The organism is Maribacter vaceletii (assembly GCF_003634105.1).
Taxonomy (GTDB): domain Bacteria; phylum Bacteroidota; class Bacteroidia; order Flavobacteriales; family Flavobacteriaceae; genus Maribacter_B; species Maribacter_B vaceletii.
Map to the genome: position 1 here is coordinate 369,109 of NZ_RBIQ01000008.1, position 14,094 is coordinate 383,202.

At 30.8% G+C, this 14,094-nt stretch carries 10 protein-coding genes; 3 read left to right on the forward strand and 7 right to left on the reverse strand.

Annotated features, from left to right (window positions below; translation table 11 throughout):
- The first annotated feature begins 18 nt into the window (after positions 1-18).
- Positions 19-513: a hypothetical protein gene (locus CLV91_RS09205; protein WP_121066819.1), complete on the forward strand. Its 495-nt coding sequence runs from the start codon at positions 19-21 to the stop codon at positions 511-513.
- Between the two features lie 95 nt (positions 514-608).
- Positions 609-1,739: a TlpA disulfide reductase family protein gene (locus CLV91_RS09210; RefSeq protein ID WP_121067864.1), complete on the forward strand. Its 1,131-nt coding sequence runs from the start codon at positions 609-611 to the stop codon at positions 1,737-1,739.
- Positions 1,740-1,809: 70 nt separating this feature from the next.
- On the opposite strand, the gene CLV91_RS09215 is transcribed toward CLV91_RS09210, so the two are convergent.
- The 6 genes from CLV91_RS09215 to CLV91_RS09240 form a co-directional block, all read right to left on the reverse strand.
- The gene (locus tag CLV91_RS09215) at positions 1,810-3,621 is read right to left on the reverse strand and encodes a RagB/SusD family nutrient uptake outer membrane protein (RefSeq protein WP_121066822.1); all 1,812 of its coding nucleotides are present in this window, start codon (positions 3,619-3,621) and stop codon (positions 1,810-1,812) included.
- A 32-nt stretch (positions 3,622-3,653) separates the two neighbouring features.
- Positions 3,654-7,157 carry a TonB-dependent receptor gene (locus CLV91_RS09220; RefSeq protein ID WP_211333209.1) on the reverse strand — a complete coding sequence of 1,168 codons (3,504 nt, stop codon included), beginning with the start codon at positions 7,155-7,157 and terminating at the stop codon, positions 3,654-3,656.
- A gap of 108 nt (positions 7,158-7,265) precedes the next feature.
- Positions 7,266-8,396, reverse strand: a complete 1,131-nt coding sequence (locus tag CLV91_RS09225; RefSeq protein ID WP_121066825.1) for a FecR family protein — start codon at positions 8,394-8,396, stop codon at positions 7,266-7,268.
- Between the two features lie 200 nt (positions 8,397-8,596).
- Positions 8,597-9,181 (reverse strand): RNA polymerase sigma factor, encoded by a 585-nt coding sequence (locus CLV91_RS09230; protein WP_121066828.1) that lies wholly within the window; start codon positions 9,179-9,181, stop codon positions 8,597-8,599.
- 339 nt (positions 9,182-9,520) lie between these two features.
- Entirely contained in the window at positions 9,521-11,164 is a 1,644-nt protein-coding gene (locus tag CLV91_RS09235) for an LVIVD repeat-containing protein (protein WP_121066831.1), read from the reverse strand.
- Positions 11,165-11,316: 152 nt separating this feature from the next.
- Positions 11,317-11,967, reverse strand: a complete 651-nt coding sequence (locus CLV91_RS09240; RefSeq protein WP_121066834.1) for a rhomboid family intramembrane serine protease — start codon at positions 11,965-11,967, stop codon at positions 11,317-11,319.
- A gap of 59 nt (positions 11,968-12,026) precedes the next feature.
- Between CLV91_RS09240 and CLV91_RS09245 the strand changes: the two genes are divergently transcribed.
- Positions 12,027-12,914, forward strand: a complete 888-nt coding sequence (locus tag CLV91_RS09245; RefSeq protein WP_121066838.1) for a lysophospholipid acyltransferase family protein — start codon at positions 12,027-12,029, stop codon at positions 12,912-12,914.
- Between the two features lies 1 nt (position 12,915).
- On the opposite strand, the gene CLV91_RS09250 is transcribed toward CLV91_RS09245, so the two are convergent.
- The gene (locus tag CLV91_RS09250) at positions 12,916-14,037 is read right to left on the reverse strand and encodes an aldose epimerase family protein (RefSeq protein WP_121066842.1); all 1,122 of its coding nucleotides are present in this window, start codon (positions 14,035-14,037) and stop codon (positions 12,916-12,918) included.
- Between the last annotated feature and the right edge of the window lie 57 nt (positions 14,038-14,094).

Here is a 14,094-nt window from a genome sequence, read left to right on the forward strand (position 1 = left end):
ACTTAAAAAAGAAACACTATGAAAATGATAAGATTATTACTACTAATATTCTGTATTACAGCTTTTAACAGTAATGCTCAAGAAATAGCGGACCATACCGCTGGGCTACGATTAGGAGATAGTGATGGTTTTGGTGCAGAAATTTCTTACCAGCATTTGGTGTCCAGAACTAATAGAATAGAAGTAAACTTAGGTTTTAGAGACAGTAGAGCTTATGATGCAGTTAAACTAGCTGGTTTATACCAATGGGTATTACCTATAGATCAAGGTTTTAATTGGTATTATGGTTTTGGAGGCGGACTAGGAAGTGTAGACTTTATCCCCTTTCCTAATGGAGAAGACAATGATGGTCTTTTTGTCTTTGCAGCTGGAGATATTGGGATAGAATACGATTTTGATTTCCCTTTATTACTATCCTTAGATTTTAGGCCAGAATTTGGAGTAATTGGTTACAAAGGTTTTTCTGATAATTTTGATTTTGATATAGCCCTTGGTATACGATACCAATTCTAGAATACATTACTATAACATAAGCCTTTAACTCAATAATGTTAAGGGCTTTTTTTATATCCTATATATAAGTACATTTGCATCAGAAAAAAATGGATATGAAAAAAATTATAATGCCCCTTATTTTAATTGCTACACTAATAGCATGTAATAGTAAACCAGAAGGTTATACAATTAATGGTACACTTAGAGGAGATGTTGCAGACAGTACTCAGGTAATTTTAAAAAAAATAGGTGATAACAACCAACCAGTTTCTGTAGACACTGCTTACACAAATAAAGGTCTTTATTCATTTTCTGGTAAGCCCGTAACACCAGAATTGCATTATATTTTTATAGATAAGCTTCCTGGCTACTCTGTACTTATATTAGAAAATGGAGAGATTGAAATCTCCGCTCAAAAAGATAGCTTAAACTTAGCAAAAGCAGAAGGCACATTACAGAATGACATCTTTTCTGATTATATGAAAAAATCTCAAGCTGCTTCACAAAAAGCAATGTCCATCCAGAAAGATTTACAAAAAGCTACTATGTCTCAAGACGAGGCTACCATTGCCGCTTTAAGTGATGAGATGAAAGAATTACAAGAAGAATATAAAACTTTTGAACTTGATTATATAAAAGCAAACCCTAATGGGTTAATCTCTGCATTACTAATTGATCGTGCCGTTGCATCTAAATCTGTTCCTTTAGAAGAGTTAAAAAGTTTATACGAAGGACTTGCTCCAGAAATAAAAGAAAACAAAGTTGGGAAGGACGTTTTAAAAAGAATTGGTGATATAGAAGCTAAAGAGGCTGCAAATAAAAACACCTCTATTGGAAGTAAAGCACCAGAGTTTTCTGCAAAGAATCCAGAAGGAAAAGAAATAGCTTTAAATACTATTTTAGGAAAGGTTACTTTAATAGATTTTTGGGCTGCTTGGTGTAAACCATGTAGAGCAGAAAACCCTAATGTTTTAGCAGTTTATAAAAAATATCATGATAAAGGGTTAAATATTATTGGTGTTTCTTTAGATAGAAACGAAAAAGATTGGAAAAAAGCTATTGCAGATGACAAGCTAGAATGGGACCAAGTATCTAACTTAGCTTATTTTAATGATGAAATTGCGAAACTATACAATGTAGACGCTATTCCTGCTGCATTTTTACTAGATGAAAATGGCGTTATTATTGCAAAAAACTTAAGAGGTAACGCTTTAGAAGAAAAAGTTGCTGAGCTATTAAATTAAACTTACTAAAATAAAAAAGCAGGTAACCCTAATAGGGTTACCTGCAAAACTAACTAACTGACACTCAATATTAATAACCTGGATTCTGGGCAATTTTTGAGTTCTGATCTATTACATTTTGAGGAATTGGACTCATATACTGTCTTAAATTAAAAGCTGCAGTATCAAATTCTTCTTCTTCCACACTATATACCCATACCCCTGAATTATCAGATGGGACGGAATTACGAATTACCATATTATGTGTTGGAACCGCCATAACAACTTCTGCTGTTTTTAATCTCTTATTATCATAAAAGCGCTTGTTTTCAAAACATAATTCTACTCTCCTTTCTGAATGTATAGCATCTCGCATAGCTTCTTTACTTAATCCCGTTTCTAAATTTGGTAAATCTGAGCGATTTCTTACTTGATTAATTGCATCATACACAGACGCATCTGGACCAACAGCTTCATTTTGAGCTTCTGCATAGTTTAGTAATACTTCAGAGTACCTATAAAACACATCATTCTGTCCACTAGCACTTCCCGGCGCTGCATCTGGATTTAATCTTTTCTTTTGGTAATAACCAGAATCACCAACATCTGTAGCTCCTGCTAAATCTATTTGATTAGTTTTACTGGGGTCAGCATAAGTTTCATCTATACGCGTATAAATAATATCTTCTTCTGGCATCCAATCTAATTTATAAGTGGCTCCATCAAATACTATAAAATCATAAAAACGCTTTTCTCTGTCTACATATGGCGCTTGAGGGTTATACCCAGAAGTAGGATCTGTAATAGCTTTACCATTTGCCATTTTAAAATTATCTACCAACTCTTGCGTTGGGTTATAATTACCCCATGTTCTATATTGCCCAAGTACATAAGTAACACCTCCTCTTCTTTCATAATTACTAGAAAGACCTCCTACATCTTCAATAGCTTGCCTATCCCATATAACTTCAGAATTATATTCATTAGAAGCTCTCCATAAATTAGGCAAATCGTCTATTAATGCATAAACACCTCCATAATCATCTATAAACTTTTTGTTTGTAGCTGCAGCTTTTGCCCATCTTGATGGGTCTGCATTTGCAAAATGCACATAATTACTTGGGTCAGAAATATAGGCACTTCCACTATTAAATAAAGGACTAGCTGCAAAAAGTTCAATCCAACCTTGAACAACTAATGCTGCACCTAATGTTGCCCTTCCTGCATCACCTTCTCCACTATTATACTTAATACTTAAATTTTCATTAGAAACAATAGATTCTAATTCACTTGTAATGAAATTAAAAGTTTCCTCAAAAGTAGCTCTTGGAGCTAATAGCTCATCTTCAGTAGCAGTGTTTCTATCCAAAGGTTCTAGTAAAATTGGAAGTCCACCAACATGCATAAAGTACTCGCTATAAAAATATGCCCTTAAAAAACGTACTTCATCATATCTTTTATTATAAAAATCTTCTGATAAATTTTCTTTATTTTCATCAAGCTTTAAAAGTGCTGTATTACACTTTCTAACCTTTGTGAAAAAAGATTCCCACGAGTATCCATTTGTAGGACCATGACTACCAAACCATGCTCCAGTACTACTACTTCCTGGTACTTGGCAAATACCTTTCCTCCATTGGTAAGCTGTGTAATAATGACTAATATTATAATCGTCCGTATAATAATCTATTTGCTCACTAAATCTATTAAATTGTGGTATTTCACTATATAAATCATTAATAAAAATATCTGCATTAGAATCAGACGCCCATTGTGTAGCATCTGTAAGTTTAGCTTTATTTGTATTTTCTAAAAACTCTTCACTATCACATGATGCTACTAATAACACCAAGAATAAATAAAGAATAGAATTCCATTTTCCTTTATATATTATTTTTTTCATTTATAATTATTTTTTGTAATTATCTATATTAATTATAGTCCAATATTTACTCCAAAAGCAAATGATTTACCTACTGGATATGCTCTTTCCAAATCTCTATACCCTAATTCTGGGTCAATAAAATCTAAACCACTAAAAGTTAATAGGTTTTGCCCTATTACATGTAGTCTAATAGAGTCTACACCTATTTTTGAAGTTAAAGAAGAAGGTAATGAATATCCAAGAGTTAAAGTTTTTAAACGTAAATAACTAGTATCTTCCATCCAAAAATCTGAATTTTGACCATTATTAGGTGTTGGCGCTGTAGTGGCTCTAGGGTATCTTGCATTTTGATTATCTGGTGTCCATCTATTATCAAAATATTCATATGCAAAATTACTTCCGTTATTACTAAATGGAACCGTTAAAAATGTACGCATACTAACGCTTGATTTTGCTGCTCCTTGAAAAAACAAGGATAAATCAAAGCCTTTATAATTAAAAGAAGAGTTAAAGCCAAATGTCATCCCTGGATATTGAGAAGGGTCTCCAATCACTGTCTCATCATTTACATCTATAATTCCATCTGGCACACCATCTGGCCCACTTAAATCTGCATAACGTATATCTCCTGGGCGCAAATCTCCAAATTGCACCACATTATAACCATCATCCGAATTAATAAAACCATCTCCATTTACATCATCTGACGTTGAGAAAAGTCCTAATGATTTATACCCAAAAGGAGTTCTATAAGGGCGTCCTGTTAAGGTTCTATTAGGGTTATCTCTTTGGGCATCCGATTGAAATGTTTCTACCACTTCATTTTTAGAATAACTAAAATTTGCTCCTAAATCCATAATTAAGCCATTCTTAAACTCCTTATGTGTACTTACCGCTATTTCAAATCCACGGTTGTTCATTTCTCCTTTATTTTCCTGTGCTATTGCCAACCCATATTCTACTGGCAAAGTAACTTGAGGGCGAAGAAGCATATCTGTTCTATCTTCTCTGAAATAATCGAATTCTACATTTAGTAATCCGTTCCACATAGATAAGTCAAAACCAACATCTAACTTAGTTGCTATTTCCCATGTAATATTTGGATTGGATTCATTAGGAATTCTTGATCCTTGTACTACCGAACCAGATCCAAAAGCATAAGCGTTTCCACGTAAATCATAACCATCTAAGTACTGATAATCCGCTATTGTAAAATTCCCATTATTTTCAAAATAAGGTAGGTTTCCAGATTTACCCCAAGAACCTCTTATTTTTAAATTATCTATACTAGATATATTACTCATAAATTTTTCTTCAGATACTCTCCAGGCAGCCGAATATGCTGGAAAAAAGCCCCATCTAGAACCTGGTGCAAAAGAATAATGCCCATCATATCGACCAGAAGCCTCAACTATATATTTATTTTTATAACTGTACCCTAATCTGTATACATACCCTATTTCACTTTGAGTCCATGATGACCCACCATTACTAGAGTCTAACAAATCTGAACTCCCTAAATTTAATTCGTCTATATCTAATCCAAATCGTTCTCTTCTAGCACTAAACCAGTCTCCTTCTTTTTCAGTTGCTTCTGCTACAAACAAACCTGTTATATTATGATCTCCAAAAGTTCTTTTGTAATTAATATAACCTTGATAAGTATACCCTTTAAACCTATCATTTCTAGTTCGGAGCCATGTAAAAGGAGCTCCATTTCCTTCTTGATTAGACACAGCATCTGTAAAAGTGTAAGGTGTAGAACTTAAATCTATATTTTGGTAAACAAATGGCACATGAAAACCTTTATTATGTTTTGTATTAGTATCAAAACTAAACACCCCTTTTAAACTTAATCCTTTAACAAATGGAATATCTTGTTCAACAGCAATGCTACTTAATAATGTATTTTTTTCTGTTTTATCATACCCGTTAGAATTTAATACCCCTACAGGTGTGCTTGCAGAAGATTCCCCCCACTTATCTCCACCTGGATACACTAATGATTGCGTTGGCACAAATTTGTAAAAACTTCTAAACAAATGTGGCAAATTTTCATTTGCATCAATACCATCTGTATCTTCGATAGAACCAATAAGAGACATACTAATTTTAGTAGTTCCAGATACTTTTGCCTCTAAGGCCAGGTCATAATTATATCTTTGATACCCTACTGGTTCAAAAATTCCTTCTTGCTTAAAACGATTTAAAGCTCCTCTATAAGTAACAAATTCTGTTCCTCCTCCAATTTCTATACCATTTGTTGTAACTGGTGTAGTTTTTCTATAAACGTCTGTGAAATTTGAATCTGGATATAGAAAAGGGTCATCTTGATGTAAACTTGGATAATTTGCAATTAAATTTGGATCATTAGGTGGCGTTGCTCCATTAGGGTTATCATTAAAATACCCTTCATTTTGTATAGCCATATAATCTCTTGCAGATACCATTTCCGGAAGGTAAGTTGGCTTTTGAAAACCAACAGATGTATTAATTGAAACCTTAGGCTTACCAAGTTTTCCTTTTTTAGTTGTAATAAGAATTACCCCATTTGCTCCGCCAATTCCAAAAGGAGCAACAGCTGCCGCATCCTTTAAAACTGTTATAGTCTCTATAGAACTTGGGTTTATTTGTTGTAAATTATTTCTTCTTATTCCATCAACAACAATTAATGGTGTAGTACTACCTGTAGTAACTATACCTCTAATATTAATATTTGGACTATCATCTCCTGGCGCCCCTCCATTTGGCCTCATATTTAAACCTGTTACGCGCCCCGCTAATGAACTAGATACATTAGAAACAGGAATTTCAGAAACTTCTTTTGCTTTTAATGTACTTATAGAACCTGTTACTGTCGCTTTTTTCTGACTAGCATATCCAACAATAACAACTTCATCTAAACCAGCAGCATCTTCTTCTAAGACGATATTTATAGAAGTTTTTTTGTTAATAGAAACTTCTTTTGTTTTAAAACCTATGTAACTAAATACTAAAACACCATCACTACTAGCTTCAATTTCATATTTACCATCAAAGTCTGTTTGCGTACCTGTTGTTGTGCCTTTTACTATAACATTTGCTCCTGGTAATGGAGCACCGTCATCATCAGTAACAATACCTGATACCGTAAAATTTTGCTGTTCTAGTTTACTTTTACTCTTAATTAACTTTTTGTGTTGCTGTTTTAAGTTATCACTTTTCTTTAATACAATTTGTTTTTTCACCAAAGTGTACGAAATATTACTTTTCTTGAAAAGAATATCTAATATTTCTTTTATTGGAGTTTTCTCTACTGTTATGGATACTTCTTTTGAAACATCAATTTCTCCAGTGATATAAAAAAATTTAAATTGACTTTGTTTTTCTATTTTATTTAAAACACTTTCAATAGATTCTTTTTCTATGTTTAGTGATATTTTTTTATTCTGTGAATAAGTATTGGCATTAACATTAAATAACACCAGAACAAATAACAATAATGAGAGTTTCATTTCTCTGTTCTTTTTTAAAAAGTTTCCTAGAAACACAGAAAACCTGTCTGTTTTTTTCATATTTTAGTATGATTTTGATTAGTTATTTTACAATTCGGTTAAAGTCATTTTTAATCGAGAAACGTTCCCGCGTTTCTCGGTTTTTTTAGTTTTTAAGTCAAGTCATATCTATATTGGTTTTTTGATTATTATTTTGTTATCTATTATTTCATAATTAAATCTTGCACTTTCTTTAAAGGTATCTAATAGATCAATTATAGATTCGTCCTCAAAATCTCCTTTAAATTTCAAGTTGTTTAATTTTGAATATTCATTTTCAATTTTAACATTATATTTTCTTTCAATTTTCTTAACTACATCTTTAAACTCTTCATTATCAAACAACAATCTTCCATTTCGCCACCCCAAGTATTTATCAATATCAATATTTTTAACTGTTATATTCTCCTTAAGCAAAGATGCCTTTTGACCAGGAACTATTTTTATATGAGTTTCTAAATCACTCTTCAATAGTTGTTTATATACAACTACACTTCCTTCTGCCAACACAGCATATGAATCCGTGTTTTTATATGAATTTACATTAAAATGGGTACCCAAAACCCTAACTCCAATATCATTAGTATTTACTATAAAGGGATGTTCTTTATCTTTTGCCACTTCAAAATATGCCTCACCTTTTAAGAAAATTTCTCTTTCTTTTCCTTTTATAAAATTTACCGGATACTTCATTGTAGTACCGGCATTTAAGTGAACCATAGTTCCATCAGATAATGTAAGATTAAATGTTCTTCCGTACGGAATACTAATTTCATTGTAGACTAAATCGGTGACAGTCTTATTATTTAAATAATTAATTGTTGCTCCATTCTGTTTTCCTACAACCTGTCCTTTTGCTACTAAGTTTTGCTGATTTTCTATATCAATTATAACCTTTTCACTATCACTCGTTTTAAGAATGATTGCCTGCTCTGCTATAATTAATTCTGAATTTGATTCTGCTGTACTACTCTTACTATTTATAAACCAAAAAGACACAGAGATAATTACGGTTATAATTGCTGCGTATTTTATATAATTAATAAATGAATATTTATTAACTTTTTCATCTTGAGTCGATTCGGAAATGATTTTTTTCCAAATTTTATCTTTCATTTCAGTATCATAGTTTAAATCCCTAAGCAATATTTGTTTATCTTGAAAAGACTCCAAATAATTATCTAACAGAGCTCTTTCTTGCTTTGTACATTCCTCATTAATGTATTTTTTAAAAAGATTTTTTACTTGTCTCTTATTCATAAAAAATTAAACTAAATTATGTTTCACAAATACTAAGTACCTAAAATCGACTCTTGGTACACGTCCATTCTTATTTTTTTTGATGTTTTATCAAAAAAAAAGATAAAATATTAAATATTTTATCTTTTTTTAAGGCAAAAAATATGAGTTTATCATTCTTAAACAAATAATGTTACTTCACCAATAAAATTAAATTAGAGCTACATCGAAATAGAAAAATAAATAAGAAAAATATGGAGTACTACTTCCTCGGATTGAAGGCTCAATTTTATTTTCTGAATGCCCTTTGATATTTGATTTTTAACAGCTTGTATAGTAATACCTAACTCGTTTGCTATTTCCTGATTAGATTTATGCTCAAATCTGCTTAAGATAAAAATTTGTCTACACCTATTTGGGAGATGTTGTTCTATAATTTCCTTAATTAATTCTTCTAATTCCAGATATTCCATTCTTTGAGAAATATTCAAAGAAACGTCAATCAAATTCAGTCTTGTTAAATCTTCATTGGAAATTTTCTTATTTCTAATATGGTTGAATATTTGATATTTTACACTTTGAAAAAGATAGGGCTTTAATTTCTTTATATCAGATGTATTACGTTTTGACCAAAAATCTATAAAAATATTTTGGATTATATCTTCACAAACCTCTTTATTATTTAATATTTTAAAAGCATAATAAAACATGTCTTTTGAATACCTATCATATATTTCCTTAAAAGCAATTGTATCTCCACTTATAACTTTCTCTAGTATAATATTATCCGGAAGGTTTTTTGTCATTTTATTACAAACAATAATTATAAATTATGAAGTAAATTCATACGAAATATAGTAATTTTTTAATATTTCTATTATAAAATTACTATAAACTCAAAAAAAAACAAAAAACCTAATTTGGATTAATTTGTTTATTTAAAAAAATAAAAAAATAAGAAAACATATATACCTACTGCTTTTACACTGGACAAAAACAGCCTAATTACAAAGAAAAATACCTAAACTATAACGTTATAGAAGAAAAAGTTGCTGAGCTATTAAATTAAACTACAGTATTCATTAAAAAAAGCCCAAAACATAAATTTATGTTTTGGGCTTTTAATTTAATATTGTTTTCTACAACTAGAACTTATTCCTAACGTCTTTAAATTTACCTTCTACAGAAACGTTTCCAGATTTTTTAACGTCTCCAAATATATTTACTACAGAATCTTCTCCAATAAATTCTATTGTAGCTCCATCATTAAGAATTAAATCTCCGTAAATTATTAAATTACCTTCTACACGCATAGTTGCTCCAGAATTAACAACAATGTTTTTTCTACTATTATTTCTACCAACTACAAATGTTCCATTCATCTCAAATAAAGCATTAGAATTAACACCAACTTCATTTTTAACAGTCCAAGAACCACATAATAATAATGAACCATTAACATTTAAACTGTTAAACCTTTTAGAACCTCTATATTCTAGTGTTTGGTTACTATTTACATTTAAGTTTGCACTTCCAGAAAATAAAGATAATTGAGAACAACGATTAGCTAAACTTTCATCTGGTTTATTTAATTTTATAATTTGCAAACCTTCTTTTCCAGATGCTGCAAAAACATAATCTCCTTTTGTAGCAACATAATTTACAGAACCTTCTAATTGAATAATACCAACTAAATCTGTATTATCATTTTGTTCTTCTGATAAACATAATCCTGCACCACCATTTGCCATTAACAAAACACCCTCATTAGTTGCAACCGAATTTGTAACAACATCTCCTGAATCTACCCCATTAGGGTTAATTAATATTGGAATATATTCTTTTAAAGCTCCAGTTGCAATACTATATACTCCTGCTCCTTTAGCTCCTTCTGCAACTACAATATTATCACCAGAAAAATCTAACGTTCTTTTCGTATTTATTCCAAAATCACTATCAATAGCAATCTCTTTAACAATATTTAAATTTAAGTCTAATACTGCTACACCTTTACTTGCGTCTAAAACCGCAACATTATTATCTTGAACAGCTACAGAACGTAAATCTAAAAATTCAGATTCATTAATAGAGTTTAGTGTACTCTTATTATAAATAGACAAAGTTCCTTCTTGTCCACTAGTTACGTATACATTATTACCTTCAACGACAACATCTGTTGCATTGTAACCTTCTTGGAATACATATTCAATATTTGTTGTTCCAGCAAACCTGCCACTTGAAGCAGCAATTTTACCTAAAAAAGAATTTGAAGTTGCTCTTACAGATAATTCTGCATCTACACCACCTGCAAAATACACATATCCATTATTATATTGAATAGAATTTATATCTGCATTAGAATAGTACAATCTTGATGTTACTCTTGGGTTATTTGGATCACTTACATTAATAATGTCCATTGCACCAGCATAGCCATCTTCTACTGTATTATAAGATACATAAGCATAGTCTCCATCTACATGTACATGCGATGCTGTAAGATTTTCTCCTCCTTTAAAAGAAGGGGCATCTACCTGTGCTACAAGAGTTAAAGGATAATCTCCTGCTATTTCTTCATCTTTTGAAGTTAATCCAGATTTTCCTGATGTAGAAGCTTCTTCAAAAATATCTAAAACACCAGCATTATCATAAACAATGCTATTTTCTAGCGCTTGTTCACTTGCTTCAATTGTAATATCATCTTGGGTTTCACTGAATACTGTAGTTTCATCTACACACGATGTCATTAAGCCTAAAAAGGCTACTACATAAAAGGGGGTCTTTTTCATAAAAGTAGGTTGTTTAATTAGATTTGGGTTCTAACGTAACGTCAAAATTAAACTTTATGTATGCCTCCGCCTGTATTTTTCGATGAAATACACTTAGGTGTAGCTATTTAACACTATACTACAGATAAGTTTTGCTTTATTTTTAAAGTAGTTTACAATTTCCCCATTCTTTCTAAAGCAATAAGTATAATAATAGGGACAGCTAACAACAAAACAATTAGAGTATCTGTAACCAATAAATTAGGCATAAAAAGCAATGTTACTACATAACCGCCAATTGCCCCTCCAAAGTGTGCAGTGTGGCCTATATTACCCAATCTACTTTTCATTCCATATATTGAATATAACAAATACCCTATACCTACAACATATGCCGGTAACGGAATAGGAATAAACATAATACCTAAACGCATATTTGGTTCTAATAATATTGCCGCGTATAATATACCTGTTACTGCCCCACTAGCTCCAACTGCAGAATAATACGGCTCATCTTTATGAAAAAACAATGCCAATAAGCTACCCGCAGCAAGGCTAACCATATATACTAAAAGAAATTTAGCCGGTCCAAAATAATCTATAACAACATCGGCAAAAAAATAAAGCGTAAACATATTCATAAATAAATGAGAAATATCTACATGTAAAAAACCAGAAGTAAACATGCGTTCCTTTTGCCCAGCTTTAATTGGACCTATACCAAATTTATAACGCTCAAAAAAAGAAGTGTCATTAAACCCTTTAAAAGAAACTATAATATTGGCAGCCATTACAGCAATAGTTGCTACATGAAGATTGTTCATTATCTAAAAATTTATATACCTTTCAAATATAACTATATTTGCCAATTATAATATAGAATATGCAGTTGCTTGTTTATGTTTTAGTCTATCCATTGTTATGGATAATATCTAGACTACCTTATAAATTGTTTTACTTTTTCTCTGATGTAGTGTATATCATTGTATATCGGATTTTTGGGTATCGTAAAAAAGTGGTTCGGGATAACCTTACTTTAGTTTTTCCAAAAAAATGCGATATTGAGCTCAGAAGAATAGAAAAAGATTTTTATAAACATATGTGTGATATGTTTTTAGAAATGGTAAAGACAATGAACCTTTCTAAAGAAGAAGTAAAAAAGAGATACCACGTTACCAACATGCAAGTACTAAAAGACATTTTAAATGATAAAAGTATTTTAGTAGTATGCGCTCATTATGCCAATTGGGAATGGAATGTAAGTATGAATAATTATATTGATGACAAAGGATATGCTGTATATCAAAAAATTAGCAACAAACATTTTGACTCTTGGATAACAAAAACAAGAGCTAGATGGAATACAACCTTAATTACACAAAGAGAAACAGTTAAAACAGTAATGGCTAATGCTAAAAATAACGTAAAAGCAGTTTATGGAATGGTGAGTGATCAATCACCAATGGTTGGTAGAGCACAATACTGGACAGAGTTTATGGATATAAAAGTTCCTATTTTTAATGGTGCAGAAACTATGGCAAGAAAGTTAGATTTAGCAGTAGTGTTTCTAAAAGTTAGTAAAGTAAAAAGAGGCTATTATACAGCCGAGTTTATTCCGATTACTACAAATGCAACGAACACAGAAAAGAATGAAATAACAGATCAATTCTTACGCTTAACGGAACAACAAATAAAAGAGAAGCCAGAACATTATTTATGGACCCATAGAAGGTGGAAACATAGAAATAGAGTTCCTAAAGAATATCTTTAAATTATTTTACAACTCCAAACTTATAAATAACAGTTTCATCATATTTTTTTCCAGGTCTTATCAATGTAGAAGGAAAATTAGAATGATTTGGAGTATCTGGAAAATGTTGGGTTTCTAAACAAAATGCATCATGAGGACCATAGCTCATTTGTTTTTTACCTACAATTTTATCATCAATTGCATTTCCAGTATAAAATTGTACTCCTGGCTGAGTGGTTATTACATTTAGAGTTCTTCCAGAATTAGGCTCAATCACCGTAATAACATCTTTTAGCTCTTTTTCTTTTTTATTAAAAACATAATTATAATGATAGCCATTAAAGTTTAGTTTACCAATATTATCCCCAATACGCGTTGGCTTTGTTAAATCCCAATCTTTTCCTATTAAAGAAGAAATTACTCCTGTAGGAACAATCTCTTCATCTATTTCTGTATAATTATCGGCATCTATTGTAATAACATGGTCATAAATTTTATCATTTAGAGCAGATAAATTAAAATAACTATGTTGTGTTAAATTTATATGGGTGGCTTTATCTGTTTCCGCTTCAAAATGAACTTCTATTGCATTATCATTAGTTAAAGTATATGTTACGTAAACTTCTAAGTTTCCTGGAAATCCGTTGGCACCATCACTAGACATATAATGCAGTTTTACTCCTCTTCCTTTTTCTGTTTTAACTATTTCACTATCCCAAACTGCTTTATCAAATTCATTTGCACCATGAGCTGTATTTCCTTTGTCATTTTTAACAAGCGAATAAATATTTCCATCTATTTTAAATTCACCATCTTTTATTCTATTTGCAAATCTGCCTATAGTAGCTCCAAAACAAGGATGTGGGGCTAAATATTGTTTTAGATTATCAAACCCAAGAACAACATCATCAAAATTCCCATCTTTATCAGGTACAATAACAGAGGTAATAGTACCCCCATAATTAGTTATTTTCATTTCCATGCCATTAGAATTTTTAAAAGTATATAAGTAAACTTCCTTTTCTGTAACATTACCCCATACTTCTTTTTTAATAGCACCCTCTTCTGAATTACAAGAAATTACCATTAAAAAAAGAAAAAAATAAATACTGGTTATTTTCCCTTTAAAATATATGCTATTCATAATTATCTTTTTATAATTAATATAATACTGTATATAATTTACGCTTAAGCATATTAC